General features: G+C 38.8%; 15 protein-coding genes. 9 read left to right on the top strand and 6 right to left on the bottom strand.

Annotated elements, in window-relative coordinates:
• Positions 1 to 58: 58 nt before the first annotated feature.
• The 3 genes from LNP23_RS17900 to LNP23_RS17890 all read right to left on the bottom strand — a co-directional run bounded on the left by LNP23_RS17900 (position 59) and on the right by LNP23_RS17890 (position 2,205).
• Complete coding sequence (locus LNP23_RS17900) at positions 59 to 706, bottom strand: NAD-dependent epimerase/dehydratase family protein (RefSeq protein WP_230002258.1); 648 nt, start codon at positions 704 to 706, stop codon at positions 59 to 61.
• A gap of 241 nt (positions 707 to 947) precedes the next feature.
• Positions 948 to 1,745 carry an alpha/beta hydrolase gene (locus LNP23_RS17895; protein ID WP_230002257.1) on the bottom strand — a complete coding sequence of 266 codons (798 nt, stop codon included), beginning with the start codon at positions 1,743 to 1,745 and terminating at the stop codon, positions 948 to 950.
• Between the two features lie 40 nt (positions 1,746 to 1,785).
• On the bottom strand, positions 1,786 to 2,205 hold the full coding sequence (locus LNP23_RS17890; protein ID WP_230002256.1) for an OsmC family protein: 420 nt from the start codon (positions 2,203 to 2,205) through the stop codon (positions 1,786 to 1,788).
• 137 nt (positions 2,206 to 2,342) lie between these two features.
• Between LNP23_RS17890 and LNP23_RS17885 the strand changes: the two genes are divergently transcribed.
• Together LNP23_RS17885 and LNP23_RS17880 are read left to right on the top strand one after the other, a co-directional pair.
• Positions 2,343 to 3,311, top strand: a complete 969-nt coding sequence (locus tag LNP23_RS17885; protein ID WP_230002255.1) for a hydrogen peroxide-inducible genes activator — start codon at positions 2,343 to 2,345, stop codon at positions 3,309 to 3,311.
• A gap of 81 nt (positions 3,312 to 3,392) precedes the next feature.
• Entirely contained in the window at positions 3,393 to 4,967 is a 1,575-nt protein-coding gene (locus tag LNP23_RS17880) for a Na+/H+ antiporter (RefSeq protein ID WP_230002254.1), read from the top strand.
• An 879-nt stretch (positions 4,968 to 5,846) separates the two neighbouring features.
• Here the strand turns inward: LNP23_RS17880 and LNP23_RS17875 are convergent.
• The gene (locus tag LNP23_RS17875; RefSeq protein ID WP_230002253.1) at positions 5,847 to 6,698 is read right to left on the bottom strand and encodes an outer membrane beta-barrel protein; all 852 of its coding nucleotides are present in this window, start codon (positions 6,696 to 6,698) and stop codon (positions 5,847 to 5,849) included.
• Between the two features lie 50 nt (positions 6,699 to 6,748).
• Complete coding sequence (locus tag LNP23_RS17870) at positions 6,749 to 16,087, bottom strand: T9SS type A sorting domain-containing protein (protein ID WP_230002252.1); 9,339 nt, start codon at positions 16,085 to 16,087, stop codon at positions 6,749 to 6,751.
• Between the two features lie 96 nt (positions 16,088 to 16,183).
• Between LNP23_RS17870 and LNP23_RS17865 the strand changes: the two genes are divergently transcribed.
• Entirely contained in the window at positions 16,184 to 17,194 is a 1,011-nt protein-coding gene (locus LNP23_RS17865) for an SAM-dependent methyltransferase (protein ID WP_230002251.1), read from the top strand.
• Between the two features lie 9 nt (positions 17,195 to 17,203).
• Here LNP23_RS17865 and LNP23_RS17860 read toward each other — a convergent pair whose 3' ends face one another.
• Entirely contained in the window at positions 17,204 to 17,758 is a 555-nt protein-coding gene (locus tag LNP23_RS17860; protein WP_230002250.1) for a phage tail protein, read from the bottom strand.
• Between the two features lie 523 nt (positions 17,759 to 18,281).
• On the opposite strand from LNP23_RS17860, the gene LNP23_RS17855 reads away from it, so the two are divergent.
• The 6 genes from LNP23_RS17855 to LNP23_RS17830 all read left to right on the top strand — a co-directional run bounded on the left by LNP23_RS17855 (position 18,282) and on the right by LNP23_RS17830 (position 23,177).
• Entirely contained in the window at positions 18,282 to 18,656 is a 375-nt protein-coding gene (locus tag LNP23_RS17855; RefSeq protein ID WP_230002249.1) for a hypothetical protein, read from the top strand.
• Positions 18,657 to 18,809: 153 nt separating this feature from the next.
• The gene (locus LNP23_RS17850) at positions 18,810 to 19,178 is read left to right on the top strand and encodes a heavy-metal-associated domain-containing protein (protein WP_230002248.1); all 369 of its coding nucleotides are present in this window, start codon (positions 18,810 to 18,812) and stop codon (positions 19,176 to 19,178) included.
• Between the two features lie 29 nt (positions 19,179 to 19,207).
• Entirely contained in the window at positions 19,208 to 19,693 is a 486-nt protein-coding gene (locus tag LNP23_RS17845) for a TlpA family protein disulfide reductase (RefSeq protein ID WP_230002247.1), read from the top strand.
• A 1-nt stretch (position 19,694) separates the two neighbouring features.
• Positions 19,695 to 20,219, top strand: coding sequence for a heavy-metal-associated domain-containing protein (locus LNP23_RS17840; RefSeq protein WP_230002246.1), 525 nt, complete (start codon positions 19,695 to 19,697; stop codon positions 20,217 to 20,219).
• Positions 20,220 to 20,221: 2 nt separating this feature from the next.
• Positions 20,222 to 21,028: a hypothetical protein gene (locus tag LNP23_RS17835; RefSeq protein WP_230002245.1), complete on the top strand. Its 807-nt coding sequence runs from the start codon at positions 20,222 to 20,224 to the stop codon at positions 21,026 to 21,028.
• 175 nt (positions 21,029 to 21,203) lie between these two features.
• The gene (locus LNP23_RS17830; RefSeq protein WP_230002244.1) at positions 21,204 to 23,177 is read left to right on the top strand and encodes a protein-disulfide reductase DsbD family protein; all 1,974 of its coding nucleotides are present in this window, start codon (positions 21,204 to 21,206) and stop codon (positions 23,175 to 23,177) included.
• The last annotated feature ends 835 nt before the right edge of the window (positions 23,178 to 24,012 follow it).

The raw sequence follows: 24,012 nt of genomic DNA, 5'->3' as shown, positions 1-24,012 counted from the left end.
AGCGGATAATCAAGGGTGCTAGTTAACTTTTAAATGGAGAAAAAGGGCAGAAAATAAATTACAATTCCGCCAACACCTTAATATCCTCTATCTCCAAAATTTGTTTCGGATAACCGTCTTTAACCGTATTAATCATCGCCTGTCCAACATCTTTCAAAGTCAAAGATTTTTTAGGAAACAAAAGTGGGAAAAACGGAATAATCATTTTAAATATGGTTTTTACATTTTTCTGTTCTTTGAAAGGTTTCATAAAACCCGGACGGAAATTATATTGCCCTCTGAAGGGTAATTTCATTAAATCATTCTCTGTTTTTCCTTTTACACGTGCCCACATTACTTTTCCATTTTCGGAAGTATCGGTATGACTTCCGGTAACAAAATTGAAAACCATGTTGGGGTTAATTTCTGATAATGCTCGCGCGAAAGCCAAAGTCGTATCGTAAGTTACATAGGTATATTTTACTTCGTCCATGCCAACAGAACTTACGCCGGCACAATAGAAACAGGCATCATAGCTTTTCAGAACATCACTGTAGCGGCTTAGTTGCATAAAGTCCAATACAATTAATTCTTCTAGTTTTGGATGTTTAATTGCGGAAGCTTTGCGGTTGATCATTAATACTTTTTTGACCGCGTAGTTGTCAAGACATTCTAATAAAACACCTTCGCCAACCATTCCTGTGGCACCTGTAATAATTACTCTCATGTTTTTGTTTTGTGATATTATAGTGATGTTTGGGTTTTCTGTTTGTCAATTTCAGGATAAAACGCTGTTCTTATTTTTCTCAAAAGGTCAATTTTGATTTATTCAGAAGCTTAGTTTTCTAATTAGTGTTAAAGATATAATTTATTTCTTCCAGATTTTTAAAATGAATTTATTTCAAAGTGAAAAATAGGAAACTCCGACAAATTGCCGGAGTTCCAATTATCCTTATTGTTGAATTTGCTTATTTTTTAGCACTCTCTTTCGATGCTTTGATAATTACATCAGCAACTGCTTTTGGTTGCGACATAAACACTACATGACTACCTTTTATTTCCGTTATTTTTGTTTTAGAACGTTTGTACATCGCACGTTCTATTTCCGGATTGATACTTTTATCGTCAGTAGCTACAATTCCATAAGTTGGTTTGTCTCTCCAGGCCGCTTTGGTGATTGGAGTTCCAAAGCCTTTGGCATAAAAAGCACCTTGAGAAGCGTACATGAAGTCGGCTTGGTCTTTTGGAATATCGGCAGCAAAACCGGCGTGGAATTTAGCTTTATCATAATATACAATTCCTTTATCGTCGGGATTTAAGATTCCATTTTCCGGAGCAGGAGGAGCGGTTTTTAGCCATTGTACGGTAGTTTCGCCATTATCGGGCTGGAAAGCTGCAACATAAACTAAAGCGACTACATTTGGATGGTTTCCGGCTTCTGTAATTACAGATCCACCCCAGGAATGTCCGACTAAAACAGTTGGTCCGTCTTGGTTGTCTAAAACTACTTTTGTTGCGTTTACATCATCCTCAAGAGAAGAAAGTGGGTTCTGAACAATCGTTACATGATATCCTTTTTTGCTTAAAATATCATACAAAGCCCTCCATCCTGAACCATCTGCAAAAGCACCATGCACTAAAACTACATTTTTTACCGGTGGAGTGGTTTGTGCTGTTGCAATAGTAGTTGAAAATAGCAAGGAGAAAAATAATACTGCGAACATGAAATAGGACTTCATTTGTTCTTTTGCTGTTGTTGTTTTCATAGTATAAATTTAAAGAAATTAATTTGTTATTTACTTATAATTAAGCTGTTAGTGTAGTTGATAGCGTGATTTCTGTATTCAGTAGTTTTGAAATTGGACAAATCGCTTTTGCTTTCTGAGCTAATTCCTGAAATTGTTCTTCTGAGATTCCCGGAACTTTTCCTTCGAGTTCTAATTGAATTAAAGTAATGGTTCCGTCTTCTAAAGTTACTTTTGCTTTTGTATTCAAATCTTCCGGGATAAAACCGGCTTCGGTTAACAAAAAGCTCAGTTGCATGGTAAAACATCCTGAGTGTGCGGCTGCGATTAATTCTTCAGGATTTGTTCCTACACCTTCTGCAAAGCGGGTTTTAAAGGATAATTGTGCATTGTTTAAGGTAGTGCTTTGGGTACTGATGGTTCCTGTTCCTTCCATTCCTGTACCTTTCCAATTTGCGTTTGCTGTTCTTGTAAATTTCATGATCTTACTTTTTTATGTTATTTTAAATTTTTTGAGTTATTCAAATCATTGTTCTGATTTGATGGGACAAATTTAGAGCGAGTAGTTTTATAAATCAAATTGATAATTTTGTATCTTTATAAAATAAATTTATAATCATGACGATTCAACAGTTAAAATATATAGTCGCTTTAGACGAGGAACGCCATTTTGCAAGGGCTGCAGACGTTTGTATGGTTTCACAACCCGGATTGACCATTCAGCTAAAAAATCTCGAAGAAGAAATCGGAATTAAAATTTTTGATCGAAATAAAGTGCCACTGACACCAACGGAACTTGGAAAAGAGATTATAAACAGGGCCAGGAAAATTTTGCGTGAGACGAATGAAATCCGCGATTTTGTGGTAAACGAAAAGAATATGCTGGAAGGGGAGTTGAAAATTGGCGTGATTTCTACCTTATCTCCTTATTTAATTCCGTTGTTTATTAAAACGATGAAAGAGGTTACACCAAAAGTTCATTTTATCATCAAGGAAGCCAATACGGGACAATTGATGCATGATGTAGAGACCGGTGCTCTTGATGTAGCGATTATGGCGACACCTACCGGAAATAAAAATCTGATGGAACATCCGATTTTTAAGGAGCCATTTGTGGCGTATCTGAATAAAGAACACCCGATGGCAAGTGAGGATTTTTATGAAATTCAACCGGGAGACAAACCCTTTTTATTATTGCTTCAGAATGAGTATTGTTACAATGCGCAATTATTGGATATCTGTGGTTTGAAAACACCGGGAAAAATAAAAGAACAGTTTAGTTACGATATAAGTTCTATTGAAACGCTCAAAAATTTGGTTCGTGCGGAGTTAGGTTTTGCTATTATTCCGCAGCTTTCTATTTTAAACGAAAAGGAAAATATGCTTTTTAAGGCTTTTAAAGACCCTAAACCGGTACGTGAAATCAGTTTTGTGGTATCGGATACTTTTTCTAAAAAGTTACTGTTAGAAAAGATGAATGAAGCGATTTGGAGTTGTTTGCCGGAGGCACTTAAAGCTAATTTTAGCTATAAAAAAATTAGATGGAACGACTCTCCTTATTTTGTTGATGCGGTGAGTAAGTTTTAGATTCTTTGAACTCTATGTAAAAAAAACAACCCCGGATTTATCAATTTTATATCTTTATAAATCAATTAAATAAGGGATCAAATGATTGAAAACTTTCCATTTTATTTAAGTCTTATTGTGGTTATTTTATTTTTAGTAATGTTGGCCAACAAGATAAAAGTTGCGTACCCGGTAGTATTGGTTTTGGCTGGATTGGGAATTAGTTTTATTCCCGGTGTTCCGATTCTGCATATACAACCGGAGTTGCTTTTTATTATATTTTTACCTCCTTTATTGTATGAAGCCGCATGGGCAATTTCATGGAAAGAACTTTGGCGATGGCGACGTATTATTGCCAGTTTTGCTTTCGTCGTGGTATTTCTTACTGCGATGTCAGTTGCTTTTGTGGCGAATTATTTTATTCCGGGATTTTCACTGGCTTTGGGTTTTTTATTGGGCGGAATTATTTCGCCTCCTGATGCCGTAAGTGCGGGAGCCATTTTAAAATTTGTAAAAGTGCCTAAAAGATTTTCTTCTATTTTAGAAGGAGAAAGTCTGCTGAATGATGCTTCTTCGCTTATTATTTTTCGTTTTGCGATGATTGCAGTGGCAACGGGCCAGTTTATTTGGTACGAAGCCACACTGAATTTTGGTTGGATGTTAATTGGTGGTGTTGGTATTGGTTTATTAATTGCATTCATTTTTATGAAAGCCCATAAATACCTACCAACAGACTCTAATATTGATATTGTTTTAACTCTTATAGCACCTTATATCATGTATATGGCGGCCGAAGAAGTACACAGTTCCGGTGTATTAGCGGTTGTAAGTGGAGGCTTATTTTTATCGTATTACCGGCACCATTTTCTTAGCAGTCGCTCTCGTATAAGAGGCTCAAGTGTGTGGGAAAGTTTGTGTTTTGTTTTGAATGGCATCGTATTTTTATTAATCGGATTGGATTTGCCTGAAATTACAGAAGGCCTTGAAGGCGTTAGTATTTCTGCTGCGATTGGTTATGGTGTTTTGATTACTGCCGTGATAATAATAGCGCGAATTATATCTGCTTACGGCGCTGTAATTATTACGCTTATTGCCCGTAATTTTATTACAGTAGCAGATTCGAGACATCCGGGTTACAGAGTCCCGATAGTACTTGGATGGTCGGGAATGCGTGGGGTGGTTTCACTTGCTGCAGCTTTGTCAATTCCATTGCATTTGGATAATGGAGAACTTTTTCCACAGCGAAACTTAATTCTCTTTATCACATTTGTTGTTATTCTGTTGACTTTGCTCATTCAGGGGTTAACCTTGCCTTTTTTAATACGAAAAATACATTTAAACGATCCTGATCAGGTAGTTCCCGAAGAGGAAACGGTAATTTTAATTCGAAGACAACTGGCAGAAAAAGCTTTGGAGCATTTATATACCAAGTATAGTGAAGTACTTAAGGAACAACCGGCCTTGCAACAATTGGCGCGGAAATGGGAGGATAACAAACAAATGACCACCGATATAACAATGGCCGAGGAATGTAAAGTGGTTTATATAGAAATATTAAGCGAACAAAGAGCCTGGCTCATTAACAGAAATAAAGAAGAGGCGACTCTGAACGAAGAAATCATCCGAAACCAATTGCGCTATCTGGATCTTGAAGAGGAAAGATTGAGGTACATTTAAATTCGGTTGAACTGTAGGTATTGGAGTTGTTTTGATTTTTTTTCAAATTGAATAAAAAAATTTGTTCGTACTAGAGATCGAAGTTGGCCAAACCCAAAAGCTACGGTGTTTTTATAAATAGTATTCTGTGATCTGGAGAAAAATATTTAGAAGTTGATAATAGAAAGCTAAGAGCAAATTCTTTTTAATCTGAACTCGATTATTTTGCGGGATGTTAGTAAAATAGCACGCAGATTTTGCGGATTTTGCGGATTTTCGCGGAAGACAATAAAAAAAAGCAGCCTGGGTATAGCAAACAGGCTAAGCAAATCTGCGTAAAAAACAAAAGGATTAAAATAATTAGATAATCTGTCTAAATCCTTTTAATCAGGGGCAAAAAAAATGTGGTAATTGGTGAAATTCATGGCAAAATACTCTAAAACAAGAAATACAAACAACGTGCTTATCAGTAACTTAAAAAAGAGTTAGATAGAATTTTAAGAAAGCACGTTTAGAACTTCGAATAGGAATTGTTAGCTTTTGCAGAATAGTATTAAAACAGATAATTTCAGAATTAAATAGCACGCAGATTTAGCAGATTTGACGGATTTTTGGAAGAAGCAAAAAAAAAAAATCTGTCAAATCTGCTAAATCTGCGTGAAAAAAAAGAACAAAAGAAAGATCGAAGCACACAAATTGAAATAACCTCATTACCAGTATCATAAAAAGAGTTGAATAGAATCAAACGAATTAAAAGGACTTTTTTTCACTGTAGAAGGATTACTATTTGCGCTTAATTTTAGTGCTGGGCAATTTTTTGATTTGTTCCATAAAAAAACCAGTAAAGCTAACTTTACTGGTCTTAATGAATTCAAGGGAAATTATCTAAATTGTAAGGGTTTATCGAATTGCAAATCTTAGTTTTAATCCCAAAGAAACCAATCTCACATCATTTGTAAATGGTGAATCCAATACCGTATTGTGCTCTAATTGAGCAGTTGTTCCGGGATTGTATTGAACCAGATGTTTACTGGTATTTCTGTCATATACATTATTCAATCCATAGTCTAAATACGCGCCCAGATAGATCGAACTTTTGTCTCCAATTATTTGTTTTACTCCGGTTTCAAAAGTCACAGAGTAAGACACTTCGGCATTAAGATCCTGTTTACCCACTTTTACATTATTTGTACTTCCGAATCCGGCGAAGGCTGGACCAAATAATTCGACATTATATTGCGGATAATAACCACTTGTCGTTAGATTTTGTATCGTGGATTCATAGCTTCCGTTTATGGCAAAACCTATTTTGGCTCCGGCTGCAACATACAATTTAGTTGTTCCGGGAGTTTCAAATTGAATGTGAAGCGGAACATTGATATAGCCTAGTTTTTGCTCTTCTCTTAAATTGGTTGCTCTGAATCTAAATTGGAATGATTCCTTTTCAGAGTCAGTAGCCGCATAGCGTCCGGAGATCGTTTGAAATTTAGCATCAGTATTATAGGACTGGTATTCAGCACCAATTCCGATACTTAAATTTTCACTTAAATAATAAGCATAACGTAAACCGGCACTAAATCCGTTTCCTTCTACCAATTGAGCGGAAGTCTTATAATCTAAAAAAGAGGAGGGACCACCGACTGCAATTGAAAACTCATGTTTTTTATCCTGACCAAAACTATTTAAGACGGAGCCTAAAAGTGCTGTAATCATCGATAACGATGTTATATAGTTTATTATATATTTTTTCATCTTAAAGTTATTTTATGCCGGTGCCGTTGTTAAAGCGGCACCGGCAGATTTTATTTATTTACAATTACTTTCAGTGTTTTTCTAACATTTGCAGTTTCAATAACTACAATATACATATTGCTCTCTGTTGCCAGAGGTAATTGTATTTCTGTTTTTACTGTCGATGATTTCATTGTTTTTACCAGTTGACCAGTAACAGTATATAAGCTTATCTGCATGTTCTGCAATTCCTCCTCAGGATAGTCAGCTTCAACAGTTACCACTTTCCCTACTTGAATTGGGTTTGGATAAACTTTAGCTGTTAGCGAGTTCACTACTGGAATCTTAGTAGGACATGTTTGCAGTACTTTTCCATCTTTAGTTGTCATTTTTACCATATAATCAGCAGTAGGATCTAACGTGTTGTTGATGTTATCTCCAGCTGAATAGTATTGACCTGTTCCAACTAATTGACCGTTTTTAAACCATTGGTAAGCAACAAATTCGTAACCACCATTTGTTTGTGGATTGTTGTTTACAAGAAGCACGTTATTAAATTTCTGACGGGCAATATCAAAGAAATTGAAAGGTTTTGATACTGTAATGGTGTAATTCTTAACAACGCTTGCATCTTCTGAAGTTACCGTAAGAACTTGATTGTAAATTCCCGGTTTAGGTAACGGAATAGTAAAAGTAGCAGCCGGACTGATAGTTGCATTTGATCCGTTTAAAGCTGAAATAGTAAGACTGTTTCCTTCGTCGCACGTCATCAAATAATTAATTTGTTGTGCCGGATTATCATAAACAGTAGTACCAATTGTCAGTTTTGTAAGATCGGCATTGTTGTTCATTATTACTAAATTCTGCGAAATAGATGTTGCCGGTAAATAATTACTGTCACCATCCTGATGAGCTGTAATAAGTATCTGACCTGATCTAATCATGCTTACTAAACCTGCGGCAGTAACAGTAGCCGGTGGTAGAGGAGAAGTAAATGTTGCAGAATAACGTATTGGCAAACCTGAGTCAGAGAAAGCTCCTAAAGTAAAATCGTTGATTGCTCCAAGAGTTTTAACCGGTAAAGCACCAAAAGTAATTTGTTGTGGAGCTTTATTAATGGTAAGATTTGCGTTTAGCGTAATTAGCGAGCAATTAGTTCCTGGTGCTGGCGATACAAATGCAGTAACCAAATAAGTTCCTGCGTCAATAGCACCATTTTCACTTCCTGTTATCGGCGATATAGTGTATAGGACACTAGCTCCAGCTGGAAGTCCTGCAACCTCAATAGTATGTAAACTTCCGTCAAAAGTAGCAGTAACATCACTTAAAGTTACACCTTCAATAGGTGAAGCAAGGACATTTAGTGTTTGATTTTGTGTTGAACTATTGCCATGACCATCATCATACGTCCAAGTAATTACATAAGTACCTACTGCGGTATAATTTAATGGGTCAGTTGTTGTAGCATTTATTGTTCCTGCACAAGCATCAGTTGCTGTTGGAATTGCAATTTCAGACGATGTAATAGCACAATAGTTAGTGATATCCGGTAAGTTTGTTACATCCGGTACCGGAGCTGTAGTATCAGGGTTAGTTGATATAACAGCTGTTTTTGTTAAAGTACATCCATTTGAATCTGTAATTACTACTGTATAGGTTCCGGCAGTTAATCCCGTTGCTGTATCAGCTGTTCCTCCAGTTGGTGACCAGATATAAGTGTATGGAGATGTACCACCAGATACGGTAACTGTTGCTGATCCATCAGCGCCTCCAATACAAGTTACATTTGTTTGTGCAACTATAGCATCTAAAGCTACCGGTTGAGTGATCGTAAAGCTTTGTGTACCTGTACAACCATTAGCGTCCGTTACAGTCACTGTATAAGTTCCTGCAGTTAATCCTGAAGCAGTATCGGCAGTTCCACCAGTTGGTGCCCAAGAATACGTATAAGCTCCAGTTCCTCCGGTTGCACTTACTGTTGCTGAACCTGTAGCAGCTCCGTTACAAGTAACATCTGTTTGTCCAGCTGCAGTCGCAACAATAGCGGTTGGTTGCGTAATAGTAAAGCTTTGTGTTGCGGTACATCCGTTAGCATCTGTTACAGTTGCTGTATAGATTCCTGCAATTAAACCTGAAGCCGTAGCCGCAGTTCCACCGGTTGGTGACCATGAATAGGTATAAGTTCCAGTTCCTCCAGTTGCAGTTACAGTAGCAGATCCGTCAGATCCTGAGTTACAAGCAACATTTGTTTGAGAACCAATTGAAGCCACAAGTGCTGTCGGTTCAGTAATAGTAAAACTTTGAGTTGCTGAACATCCGTTAGCATCTGTAACCGTTGCTGTATAAGTTCCTGCTGTTAATCCTGAAGCTGTAGCAGCAGTTCCACCAGCTGGTGACCATGAATACGTATAAGCTCCAGTTCCTCCGGTTGCAGTTAAAGTAGCAGATCCGTCAGTTCCTGAGTTACAGGCCACATTTGTTTGTCCTCCATCTGAAGCAACAAGTACTGTCGGTTCGGTAATAGTAAAACTTTGTGTTGTCGTACATCCATTAGCATCCTCTACAATCACTGTATAAGTTCCTGCAGTCAATCCTGAAGCGGTTGCAGCAGTTCCTCCTGAAGGTGCCCATGAGTACGTATAAGTTCCAGTTCCTCCGGTTACACTAACAGTAGCAGATCCATTAGAACCTGAATTACAAGAGACATTGTCTTGAGCTGCTGCCGAAGCCACAAGGACTGCCGGTTCTGTGATCGTAAAACTTTGAGTTGTAGCACATCCGTTTGCATCTGTAACAGTTGCTGTGTATGTTCCGGCTGTAAGACCTGATGCTGTTGCAGCAGTTCCACCAGTTGGTGCCCATGAGTACGTATAAGTACCAGTTCCTCCAACTACATTTACAGTAGCAGATCCATTAGATCCTGAATTACAAGATACATTGGTTTGCCCTCCATCTGAAGCTACAAGAGCGGCTGGTTCAGTAATAGTAAAACTTTGAGTAGCTGAACATCCGTTAGCATCTGTAACAGTTGCTGTGTATGTTCCGGCTGTAAGACCTGATGCTGTTGCAGCAGTTCCGCCAGTTGGTGCCCATGAATAGGTATATGTTCCAGTTCCTCCGGTTGCAGTTACAGTAGCAGATCCATTAGATCCTGAATTACAGGTTACATTGGTTTGTCCGCCATCTGAAGCTACAAGCGCAGTTGGTTCAGTAATGGTAAAACTTTGTGTTGTAGCACATCCGTTTGCATCTGTAACAGTTACTGTGTATGTTCCTGCTGTTAATCCTGTTGCTGTTGCAGCAGTTCCACCAGAAGGTGCCCATGAATAGGTATAGGTTGTAGTTCCTCCAGTTACATTAACAGTAGCAGATCCGTCAGCTCCTGAATTACAAGATACATTGGTTTGTCCTCCATCTGAAGCAACAAGTACTGTCGGTTCAGTAATAGTAAAACTTTGTGTGGTCGTACATCCATTAGCATCCTCTACAGTCACTGTATAAGTTCCTGCAGTCAATCCTGAAGCGGTTGCAGCAGTTCCTCCTGAAGGTGCCCATGAGTACGTATAAGTTCCAGTTCCTCCGGTTACACTAACTGTAGCCGATCCATTAGATCCTGAATTGCAAGATACATTGTCCTGAGCTCCTGCCGAAGCCACAAGGGCTGCCGGTTCAGTAATAGTAAAACTTTGAGTAGCAGTACATGCATTAGCATCTGTAACAGTCACAGTATAAGTTCCTGCTGCTAATCCTGAAGCCGTAGCTGCAGTTCCACCAGAAGGCGCCCATGAGTACGTATAAGTACCAGTTCCTCCAACTACATTTACAGTAGCAGATCCATTAGCTCCTGAATTACAAGATACATTGGTTTGTCCTCCATCTGAGGCTACAAGAGCAGCCGGTTCAGTAATCGTAAAACTTTGAGTTGCTGAACATCCGTTAGCATCTGTAACAGTTGCTGTGTATGTTCCGGCTGTAAGACCTGATGCTGTTGCAGCAGTTCCACCAGCTGGTGCCCATGAATAAGTATAAGTTCCAGTTCCTCCAGTTGCAGTTACGGTAGCAGATCCATTTGATCCTGAATTACAGGTTATATTGGTTTGTCCGCCATCTGAAGCTACAAGAGCGGATGGTTCAGTAATCGTAAAACTTTGAGTTGCTGCACATCCGTTGGCGTCTGTAACAGTTACTGTATAAGTTCCTACTGTCAATCCTGTTGCTGTTGCAGCAGTTCCACCAGAAGGTGCCCATGAATAGGTATAGGTTGTAGTTCCTCCGGTTACATTAACTGTAGCAGATCCATTAGATCCTGAATTACAAGATACATTGGTTTGTCCTCCATCTGAAGCAACAAGAACTGCCGGTTCAGTAATAGTAAAACTTTGTGTTGTAGTACAACCATTAGCGTCCGTTACAGTCACTGTATAAGTTCCTGCAGTTAATCCCGAAGCAGTATCGGCAGTTCCACCAGTTGGTGCCCATGTGTAGGTATAACTACCTGTTCCACCAGTTACACTAACAGTAGCTGATCCATTAGATCCTGAATTACAAGATACATTGGTTTGTCCTCCTTGTGAAGCTACAAGTGCTGCAGGTTCAGTAATAGTAAAACTTTGCGTTCCAGTACATCCGTTAGCATCTGTAACAGTTGCAGTATAAGTACCTGCAGTTAATCCCGAAGCAGTATCGGCAGTTCCACCAGTTGGTGCCCATGAATAGGTATATGCTCCAGTTCCTCCGGTTGCGCTTACAGTAGCTGTACCGTTGGCCCCTCCATTACAACTCACATTATTTTGTGCTGCTGCACTTGCAATAATAGCAGTTGGCTCTGTAAGAGTAAAACTTTGAGTTGCTGAACATCCGTTAGCATCTGTAACAGTTGCAGTATAGGTTCCGGCTGTAAGCCCTGTTGCTGTAGCAGCAGTTCCGCCAGCTGGTGTCCAAGAGTAAGTATAAGTTCCAGTTCCTCCGGTTGCAGTTACAGTAGCAGATCCAGTAGCACCCCCATTACAAGCGATGTTGGTTTGCGCGACAGGAGCCGCAACAATAGCAGTTGGTTCTGTGATCGTAAAACTTTGAGTAGCCGTGCATCCGTTAGCATCTGTAACAATTGCTGTATATGTTCCAGCTGTCAATCCTGTTGCAGTTGCAGCAGTTCCTCCAGATGGTACCCATGAATAGGTATAAGTTCCAGTTCCTCCGGTTGCACTTACAGTAGCAGATCCGTTAGCTCCTGAATTACAAGATACATTGGTTTGTCCTCCATCTGAAGCTACTAGTAAAGTTGGTTCAGTAATAGTAAAACTTTGTGTTGTAGTACATCCATTACCATCTTCTACGGTTACTGTATAAGTTCCAGCTGTCAATCCTGTCGCTGTTGCAGCAGTTCCGCCAGTTGGTGCCCATGTGTACGTATAAGAACCCGTTCCTCCAGTTACACTAACTGTTGCTGATCCATTAGATCCTGAATTACAGGAAACATTGGTTTGTCCTCCATCTGAAGCAACAAGTGGAGCAGGTTGAGTAAGAGTAAAACTTTGAGTTGCGGTACAACCGTTTGCATCTGTAACAGTTGCGGTATAAGTACCTGCAGTTAATCCTGCTGCTGTTGCAGCAGTTCCTCCAGATGGCGACCAGGAATAGGTATAGCTACCTGTTCCTCCGGTAGCACTTACAGTAGCTGAACCGTTAGCACCTCCGTTACAAGATACATTGGTTTGCGCTGCTAAAGTTGCAACAATAGCAGTTGGCTCTGTAAGAGTAAAACTCTGAGTTGCTGAACATCCGTTTGCATCTGTAACAGTTGCGGTATAGGTGCCGGCTGTCAATCCTGATGCTGTTGCAGCAGTTCCGCCAGAAGGTGTCCATGAATAGGTATAAGTTCCAGTTCCTCCGGTTGCAGTTACGGTAGCAGATCCGGTAGCACCTCCATTACAAGCGATGTTGGTTTGTGCGACAGGAGCCGCAACAATAGCAGTTGGTTCAGTAATGGTAAAACTTTGAGTTGCTGCACATCCGTTAGCATCTGTAACAATTGCTGTATATGTTCCAGCTGTCAATCCTGTTGCAGTTGCAGCAGTTCCACCAGTTGGTGCCCATGAATAGGTATAGGTTCCAGTTCCTCCGGTTGCACTTACAGTAGCAGATCCGTTAGCTCCTGAATTACAGGAAACATTCGTTTGACCTCCATCTGAAGCTACAAGTGAAGCTGGCTCTGTGATCGTAAAACTTTGTGTAGTAGAACAAGTATTGGCATCTGTCACCGTTACAGTGTAGCTACCGGCAGTTAATCCTGAAGCCGTAGCAGCAGTTCCGCCAGCTGGTGCCCATGAATAAGTATAAGAACCTGTTCCTCCTGTTACACTAACAGTAGCCGTTCCATTAGCTCCTGAATTACAAGATACATTTGTTTGTCCTCCATCTGAAGCTACAAGTGCTGCAGGTTCAGTAATAGTAAAACTTTGCGTTCCAGTACATCCGTTAGCATCTGTAACAGTTGCAGTATAAGTACCTGCAGTTAATCCTGCTGCTGTATCGGCTGTTCCACCAGTTGGTGCCCATGAATACGTATATGCTCCAGTTCCTCCGGTTGCACTTACAGTAGCGGTACCGTTGGCACCTCCATTACAACTCACATTATTTTGAGCTGCTGCGCTTGCAATAATAGCAGTTGGCTCGGTAATAGTAAAACTTTGCGTTCCAGTACATCCGTTAGCATCTGTAACAGTTGCAGTGTATGTTCCGGCTGTAAGTCCTGCTGCTGTTGCTGCAGTTCCACCAGATGGTGCCCAAGAGTAAGTATAGCTACCCGTTCCTCCGGTTGCAGTTACAGCGGCAGATCCGTTGGAGCCTCCATTGCAATTTACATTAGTTTGTGCTGCTGCACTTGCAATAATAGCCGTTGGCTCTGTAATAGTAAAACTTTGTGTTGCTGTACATCCGTTGGCGTCTGTAACAGTCGCAGTGTATGTTCCTGCAGTCAATCCTGTTGCTGTTGCAGCAGTTCCGCCTGCGGGTGCCCAAGAATAGGTATAAGTTGGAGTTCCACCTGTTGCATTAACAGTAGCAGATCCGTTAGCTCCCAAATTACAGGAAACATTGGTTTGCCCTCCATCTGAAGCTACAAGTGCAGTTGCTGGTTCTCCTATAACAAATGTTCTGGTTGTCTGACACGTATTATTATCCGTAACAGTTACGGTATAAGTACCTGCTGCTAAACCAGTAGCCGTTGAACCGGTTCCACCGGATGGTGCCCAAGAGAAGGCGTAAGGAAATGTTCCACCGGTTGGAGTAACACTTGCTATACCATTGGCACCTCCGTTACAAGATACATCACTGCTGGATCCTGTAGCCAGACTAAGTGGCGCTGCTGGTTCACCTATGACAAACGTTCTGGTTGACTGACAGGTATTATTATCGGTAACTGTTACCGTATACGTTCCTGCTGTTAATCCTGCAGCCGTTGATCCGGTTCCACCAGACGGTGCCCATGAATAGGTATAAGGAAATGTTCCACCAGTAGGAGAAACACTCGCTACACCGTTAGCACCTCCGTTACAGGATACATCACTACTAGATCCTGTTGCCAGACTAATTGGTGCTGCTGGTTCATTTATGACATATGTTCTGGTTGACTGACAGGTATTATTATCGGTAACTGTTACCGTATAAGTTCCTGCTGTTAAACCTGCGGCCGTTGATCCGGTTCCACCTGATGGTGCCCAGGAGTAAGTGTAAGGAAATGTTCCTCCAGTAGGGCTAACGCTAGCCACACCGTTGGCACCTCCGTTACAAGATATATCGCTGCTAGATCCTGTTGCGAGACTAAGAGGTGCTGCTGGTTGATTTATAACAAATGTTCTGGTTGCCTGACATGTATTATTATCAGTAACCGTTACCGTATAAGTCCCTGCTGCTAAACCTGCAGCAGTTGAACCCGTTCCTCCTGATGGTGCCCATGAATAGGTATATCCGGGTGTTCCACCGGTAGGCGTTACACTTGCTACACCATTTGAACCTCCGTTACAAGACACATCGCTGCTGGAGCCTGTTGCGAGACTAAGTGCTGCAGCCGGTTGTCCAATATTAAATGTTCTGGTTGCTTGACAAGTATTGGCATCTGTAACTGTTACCGTATAGGTACCTGCTGCTAAACCGGAAGCAGTAGAACCTGTTCCTCCAGATGGTGCCCATGAATAGGAATATCCGGGTGTTCCACCGGTAGGCGTCACACTGGCTACACCATTATTACCGCCATTACAGGATACGTTACTACTTGATCCGGTAACTAAACTAATAGCTGTGGGTTGTGTAATATTATATGTTCGTGTTATGATTGTGCCTTCACTATCAGTAATAGTAAGGGTATAAGTATTCGCAGCTAAACCGGTAGCTATTGATCCGTTACCTCCTGAAGGTGCCCAAGAATAGGTATAACCTCCTGAGCCTCCCGTTACAGTTGCTGCTCCTACACCATTATTACCTCCATTACAGGAAACATTACTAGATGGTGTTGAAGAAGTGTTTAAAGCTGCTGTTGTTGTAAATGTTAAATCATTCCCATATGCAGTACCTCCGCTATTTTTAGCATAAGCTCTATAATGAATAAGGGTTGATGGGGGAAAGGAAGAAACGATACCTGAGTAGATTCCCGTTCCTGTTCCGATTTGGAATTTATTGTTAGCAGTAGTCGGGTTGACTGCTGTGCCCCAAACGATTCCTCTTTCTATAGTAGCATCACCACCATCGGCTGTTACATTACCACCCATGGTGGCTTTTACAGATCCGGTACCTGTTGCTGTTGTAGTACTTACTGTTGGTGCTACTGCACCATTTGAAAATATAAAATTATCAACAGCAAAATAATCATAATTGTTGCTTAATTGAATTTCAAGTTGATCTATTATTGTAGTTGTATTATTTGAACCTCCTTCGGTAGCGAAGTTGATGAACAGAAAACCGTTGCCGGGAAGTGTCAGAGGAATGCTAGCTCCGGTCGTAGTTTTAACGACAGTAAATTGGGTAACCCCTCCCAGTTTTCCTCTGAAAGTGATGTCCCCGGCCAATCCATTACTTGTGACACCTGCAGTAAAGGCAGCACTACCAGTTACATAAATCCATAAGCTGCTGAGTTTAAAACTCCCTGTTACATCTGTAAAAGTGCCTGTTTGACCAAGAGCTGCTGAGCCTGAAGAGTCTTCGACCTGAAGAAAATTATTCGAACCGTTGTAACCCTGACCAGGAAGATTGAAAACTTTAAAGCTAAGGTAGCTGCTGCTTAAGTTAAACGTTTTTGTACCGTTTGTAAAACTGGAAGCATCTACAGTTGCCGTTTCAAATGTTTCTGTAGTTTGTGCGGCAATGTGGTGCATCGCAAAAAACAGAAGGATTAATAATAAGTAAAGTTTTTTCATAATTTATTGATATTAAATTGATCTGTTAGTATTACTGTATACTATTTTAACTTATATTTCTAACTTTAAATAGAATAATATATAAGGTTGTAAAACATGTATAAACAGGAACTTACATTTATTGTGAAATCTATCATTGCATCAAATACTGTTGATGAGCATATACGATGTGCCGGAGAACTTTCAGGTTTTTATAAAAAAGTGACCAAGATTTTTATTTCTGAGAGCAATGAGACCTTCGTAAAAGGCGGTATTGCTTTATCTAGTTCCGAAGCCGCAGATTGCGTTGATGACAGTTTGCGTACAGTTTTTTTTATAAAAGGTATTTATAAGGCTTTAACTAAATTAAGTATAGATTTTCCAGAAAGAAGTATTAATGTACTATATGCCGGATGTGGTCCGTATGCGACACTAATTTTACCGTTACTTCCGTTATTCAATAAAGAGAAAATTAATGCTCTTTTACTCGATATTAATATAGAGTCAATAGCGTCTGTACAGCAACTTGTTTCTGTCATTGGTCTTGAAGAGTATAATATTCATTTAGTTGAAACTAATGCTATTACGTATACAAAACCAGTTGATTTTACTATAGATCTTGCCATATCCGAAACCATGCATTACGCGCTTACGCGTGAACCGCAGGTCGCGATCATGAGAAATATTACCAGACAATTAGCTTCTGATGCTATATTAATTCCCGAAGAAATAAGTATTGATCTGGCCTATACCTTTTTTGATTATGAGCCTTACCTTAAATACACTACAGATGGAATAAAGGGCTACAAAGAAATGCAGCCCTATCCTGATAACGTATTTGTTGATAGATTATTTACAATAAACAAAGAACATTGCGGCAGAGAAAATCACAATTCAAAATTGGAAAGTTCTTTTTATGATCTGCCTGAAAATTTTAGTAATCATCCTGATATTGCCATTTTTACTGAATTAAAGATATTTGAAGACATTACGTTAAGAACGGCAGAGTCTTTTATTACAAATCCTTATTGTTTAGTATCGATGTATAATCTCAGAGATTATTCAAAAATTCAATTGGTATATGATTTTAGTGAAATACCACAATGGTCATATAGCCTAAAAAAATAATCTTATCTTTTAATTTCTGGAAGGGAAAATACCTTCAAGGCAAATGATGTACGTCAATGCCAAATAAGGCTGCATTATTGAGATTGGAATATTACTTCCAGTCGCACCGGTAGTGATAGAACTTGCCAAATTAACACTTGGGGTTGATGTTGCAAATCCTAACGTTGGTGCAAATACTCTTGATACGATCGATCCCGGGATAGCAATAGAAGCACCGGCTACCGGTGTAGAATCTGTAGCATTAGCACTACTTACAGATATAGTCCCTACACCTGCGTGAACGTGTGTTGGAAGGTTACTTGTTAGAATGCTCGTTGTTGTAGTACCTGCTGTTTGTCCTTGAACATAACTTCCGCTCGGGCTGTTTCCAGCACCAATAGCTACGTTACCTTGTAGGTTAGGCAAGGCGAATGTAGTTTGACCATTACCTCCGTAAGTAGTACCTAAAATTGAAAATAATGCCGTGTTCTGAGCAATTGACATTATTTGTCCATTACATAAGGCCCATCCTCTTGGCGCAAAATTTCCCGCAAAAAGCTTTACAATTCCAATGTATTCTTCCATAATAAAATAGATTAAGTTAATTTATAATAGTTTTGATACAACAAAGCTACTTTATTGCCTACTCACAAGGGCAGGTAGAAATACCTGTTTTTGTAGTAGATTTTGCCCTTAAATAGCTTTGTGTTGAAGTTAATCGCTTAATAATGAGTTTAATCTGACTTTGTTATTTTTTTGTTAACGCTTTTGAATGGCTTTCGGGAGCCCATAAAGTAAAATTTAATAGCTTTTTTTGAATGAAAATAGGGGTGAATACAGTACTAAATTTGAAGGTATTGGTAATGATTTTTAACTCACTGATATTTAATTATTTAGTTTTGATTTCAAATTCACAGCTGTAAACTTATTCTTTAGCTGTACAAAGTGTTAAACTGCGAAAAAAATACTCTTTTATCAAAAGGCAATTTCTTTATGTGGTCTTAACATTCAGTTGTTTAGGAAAAAGGCTGCTGTTTTTCTGAGGCCAACTATAGTCTTCTTGATTTTTTTACAAAAAACTTAACAACTCGATACTCAATATAATTGTATGTTTGTATCCGAAATGCCGAAAAACAGCTATATATTACTTCTACTTATTCTTGGACTCTTTTTAAGTCCAATGCAATCTTTTGCACATAATAGTAGTAAGAAAGAAATGTCATGCTGTAAAAAAGAATCTTCTGAAAAATCTTGTTGTAAAGAAAAGAAGTCTAAAGAAACCAAACACGATTGCGATAGCAGTTGTTCGGGAGTTTCTTGTGGTTGTCCTGTAATGTATTGTGGTTTTAGCCCAATGTTTGTTTTTCAGGAAGCGAACGACGCTCTTTTTGATTTTTCAGATCGCAGACAAACTTATTTTTATTCAGAAGTGTTTATTTCTTCTGATTTCCGTTCTATCTGGCTTCCTCCTAAAATAAGCTAGATTTTCTTCTTTGACAGCCGTAAGTGCGTCAAATTTAAGCCTGTTCAGGCAACAAAATCATTTATTAAATCCGTATTAGTTTCAGAACATAGCTGTATCTGCTATAGTTTCTGTTGTACCCGTCGGATAAATTCATTCAAAAATTAAAAAAACATGAAATCAATATATAAAGTATTGGTAGCAATAATACTATTGTTATCAGTGGCAACTGTCAACGCGCAAAGTAAAAATAAAGTAACTGAAACTGTAAAAATTAATGGAAACTGTGCCATGTGCAAAAAGACCATCGAAACCACATCAAATACCAAATCAGCGGTATTAAATTGGAATAAAGACACAAAGACTGCTGTAGTTACTTACGACCCTAAGAAAACCAATTTAGAGGAGATCCTAAAACGCGTATCTGATGCAGGATATGATAACGAAAAATTCACGGCTACAACTACCGCTTATGACAACCTTCACGGATGTTGCCAATACGACAGAGAAACTCCGAAGAAAGCACAATGTCATAAACAGTAGTAATACTATTCACTCTAAATTAAATTTTTATGTTTAAAATAAAAAATGTAACCGTAGCATTCCTAATGATTTTAAGTTTTTCATTAGCAAATGCACAGATAAAAGTAGGTGATAACCTTCCCAATATTCAACTTCAAAATGATAAAAATGCAGCTGTAAAACTAAATTCTTTTAAAGGAAAAACAGTTTTGGTTGACTTTTGGGCCTCCTGGTGTGCACCTTGTCGATTAGCGAATAAAAATTTGGTCAAAATGTACGATAAGTATAAAGGTCAAAATTTTGAAATCGTTGGAATCTCAATTGATGCCGATAAAGACAAATGGTTGAAAGCCATAGCAAAAGACAAAATGAAACATCAGCAGTTAATTGACCCAAAAGGTTTTGACGCGAAAACGGCAGTACTTTTTGGAGTAGAAGCGCTACCATCAACTTATCTTTTTGATGCATCCGGAAAATTGATCGCGATCGATCCTACAGAAGCTCAGATTATTGCACAAATCAAAAAAAACAAATAAAATGAAAACCTTATCTATAAAATCTCTTGCCATTGCACTTTTGGTAATGCTTGGCAGCATAAAATCATACGCTCAAATTTCTAAAGCTGAAATAATTGCTACAGGATTAACTTGTTCAATGTGTTCTAACGCCATAAATAAGCAATTAAAATCAATGACGGAAGTAGACAGTATCAGCACCGATTTAAACACCAATACGTTTACGGTCTATTTTAAAAAAGACGTGGCATTACAACCTAAAGTACTTAAAAATGCAGTCGAGAAAGCAGGCTTTTTTGTTGGTTCTATGGTGCTGACGATGAAAGTGGATCCGCAAAAACTGGAAAACAATACGCTTAAAATAGCCGACGGTACTTTTGTGTTTATTGATTCTAAAAACCCGGTTTCAGGTAATGAAGCTGCCTATCAGGTCATTGACAAAGGTTTTGTAACACAGAAAGCATACAAAAAATTAAGTAAAACGTATTCAAATCAACCAAGTTATGCTGTTGAAAATGAAAACGATTATCATTTAAAAACCATATAGTAATGAGACAATTATCAATCCTATTTTTGTTGCTTGTTTCATTTAATATAAAGGCGCAGGAATTATTTGTTGTAACCGAGCCCGCCAGTAATGCTCCGGCGGGTTCTATTTCAGCCCGCGTAGGACAGTCTTTGATGAAGAACCAATTCGACGGAGGTAACATCTATGCTTTGTCGCCTGAAGTTACCTGGGGTGTCAACAAAAATTTAATGGTACGAGCCTCTGCTTATTTGAATAATATGAACAGTGGATTGGAGTACAAAGGGGGAGGGGTTTATGCCAAATACCGTTTTTTCTCTGTAGATGATCTTCAAAGTCATTTTAGAATGGCTGCTTTTGGGCGATACAGCTGGAACAATGCTCCGGTTAGTAGTGAAGCTATTGATTTGATGGGGATGAATACAGGTTATGAAGCCGGTTTGGTAGCGACACAATTAATTAAAAAAGTGGCGCTAAGTTCAACAGTAAGTTACGGACAGGCTTTTGATAACAATAACTACAACTTTCCGGACAGTCAAGGCAAGAGTGCTATAAATTACACTTTTTCAGTTGGACGATTAATGCATCCCAAAAAATACACCAGCTATAAACAAACGAACATTAACACGATGTTAGAGTTTGTAGGTCAGACGATCACTGCCGATGGTAAGTCATTTATGGATGTAGTGCCTTCAATTCAGTTTATCATCAATAGTCAGGCGAGAATTGATTTGGCTTACAGGAAAGAACTGTACAGCTCGATGAACCGTATCACATCCGATGGTTTCTTCTTGAAATTAGAGTACACCTTTTTTAATGTTACCAAGTAAACAATTTCTTTATAAAATGTAATCCTTAAAAGTTTTTTTTAAACCAATAAAAAGGAGCAGACAACTATTTTTCGATGGCAGCACCGTTGCCATCGAAAGAGTTGTTATGCAGATTAAAGAAAGGATCGAAAACAAAACGATAACCGGAACAACTCGTTCTGCTTAAATTGAAACCATGAAAAAAATACTATATGTAGCGCTCCTGCTGTTTGCTTTTGTAAACGGGCAGGCACAAATTTTAAATCCCGTAAAATGGACGCCAAAAATAGAAAAGAAATCCGATGCTGATTTTTTGATTACTGTTAACGGAACCATTGAAACCGGTTGGCATGTTTATTCACAATTTACCCCGGATGGTGGACCTCTGCCGGCAGAATTGATTTTTCATAAAAAAGATGGAAACTATGAGGTAATTGGAAAAGCGACTGAAAGTGAAACCAAAAGAGAATTTAACGACATTTTTGGAGTTGATGAAATTTTCTTTTCAAACAAAGTTGCTTTTACACAATCGATTAAAAATACGAATACAGAGAATGAAATTATTCAGATCGAGCTAGCCTATCAGGTGTGTAAAGAAAACTGCATAAGCGAGACCAAATACTTTGAGTTTAACTTAAAAACATTAGAAGCGAAAGAAATCGAAGCCTCGGCAATTAACACTCAAAAAACGATAAAAACAGATTCGAAAGTTCCTCTCGTAACAGAAAAGGACAATTCAGATTCAGAAACAGGTTTAGGGACTATTTTCTTTATTGCCTTTTTATCCGGATTCGCGGCACTGTTGACACCCTGCGTGTTTCCTATGATTCCGATGACGGTGAGTTTCTTTACCAAACAAAGTAAAAACAGAGCCAAAGGAATTAAAAATGCCATTATATACGGATTGTCCATTATTCTGATTTATGTTTTTTTAGGCTCAGTGATTACACTTATTTTCGGTGCTGATGCTTTAAATGCGTTGTCTACCAACGTATGGTTTAATGTTGTTTTCTTTGTACTGTTAGTGGTTTTTGCCAGTTCTTTTCTGGGTGCTTTCGAAATAATGCTGCCTAATTCCTGGGCCAATAAAGTTGATCAGCAGGCAGACAGGGGCGGTATTATAGGCATACTTTTTATGGCACTCGCTTTGGCTATAGTGTCGTTTTCCTGTACAGGTCCCATTATCGGAACTTTGTTAGTAGAAGCAGCATCTAAAGGCGGTATTGCTCCAATTGTTGGAATGTTGGGTTTTTCTTCCGCATTGGCATTGCCTTTTATGCTATTTGCTTTATTTCCGGGCTGGTTAAACACATTACCCAAATCGGGAGGCTGGTTGAATACCGTGAAAGTATTTTTAGGCTTTTTAGAATTGGCGCTGGCATTTAAATTTTTATCCAATGCCGATTTGGTTTTGCAATTGCATTGGTTTGAGCGTGAAATATTCTTAGCAGTCTGGATTGCCATATTTGGCACATTGGCTTTGTATCTGTTCGGAAAAATTGCACTACCACACGATTCACCGACTTCCTCTATTTCTGTAGGACGTTTGTCTATAGGGTTAATTGTACTAAGTTTTACGATTTATCTGATTCCGGGTTTATGGGGAGCACCATTAAAATTAATCAGCGGTTTCCCGCCACCAATGACTTACAGTGAATCCCCATATGGAGTGGGAGGTGCCAAAGGAGGAAATACTATTTCTACGACAGTATTGCCCGATGGTGCACACAAAGGCCCACATGATATTATGGCTTTTACAGATTATGAAAAAGGATTAGCCTATGCGAAATCGGTTAACAAACCTATTCTTTTAGACTTTACAGGATTTGCTTGTGTAAACTGCCGAAAAATGGAAGATTACGTTTGGTCCGATCCCAAAATATTGTCGATTTTAAACAATGAAGTTGTATTAATATCACTCTATGTCGATGATAAAAGAGAACTACCCGAAAGTGAGCAATACGTCTCCAAAGAAACTGGAAAAACAATAAAATCAATCGGTAATAAATGGAGTGACTTCCAGATTACAAGATACAAAGCCAATGCACAACCGTATTATCTTATTTTAGATACGAAGGAGAACAGTTTGAATAAAGCTGTCGGATATATGCCAGACGTCACTGAATATGAAGAATGGCTGCAATCCGGTATTCAGCAGTTTAAAAAGTAGATAAGGTACAGAGGTTCTTAGGTACAAGGGGCAAAGTTTTTAAACCATATAAGTGATGTAAGTCATTTAAGCCTAACTTATATTTTCTCATATGACTTATATGGTTTAATAATCTCAGTTTCCGCTATTCTTGTTGATGCAGAACTTGAAACTTGAAACCTGAAACTCGGAACCAGTAAAATATACGTTGTAGTTTGTCATTTCGAGCGAAGTCGAGAAATCACACCAGAAACTCCGTACAGTTTGTCATCCTGAGGAACGAAGGATCTACGTTTGCTGAATCGATACTGTTGAACTTCACTTTACGGAATTACTTGCGAAGATACTTCGTTCCTCAGTATGACAAAATTGTGAAAAATAGAAACTCAACACTTTATGTGATTTCTCGACTTCGCTCGAAATAACAGAATTGTGATAACCCTGAAACCAGTAACCAGTAACTTGAACCCTGAAACAAAAAACATATAAGTGATGTAAGCCATTTAAGCCCAACTTATATTTTCTCATATGACTTATATGGTTTAATAATCTCAGTTTAAATTATTCGTGTTGAAGCAGAACCTGAAACCTGAAACCAGTAAATTATGCGTTGTGGTCTGTCATTTCGAGCGGAGTCGAGAAATCACACAAGAAACTCCGTACAGTTTGTCATCCTCAGGAACGAAGGATCTACGTTTGCTGAATCGATACTGTTGAACTTCACTTTACGGAATTACTTTCGAAGATACTTCGTTCCTCAGTATGACAAAATCATGGAAAATAGAAACTTAGTACTTTATGTGATTTCTCGACTTCGCTCGAAATGACAGAATTGTGATAACCCTGAAACCAGTAA

Origin of the sequence: Flavobacterium cupriresistens (assembly GCF_020911925.1) — a bacterium.
GTDB lineage: Bacteria > Bacteroidota > Bacteroidia > Flavobacteriales > Flavobacteriaceae > Flavobacterium > Flavobacterium cupriresistens.
This window is presented reverse-complemented; position numbering and strand designations above follow the sequence as displayed.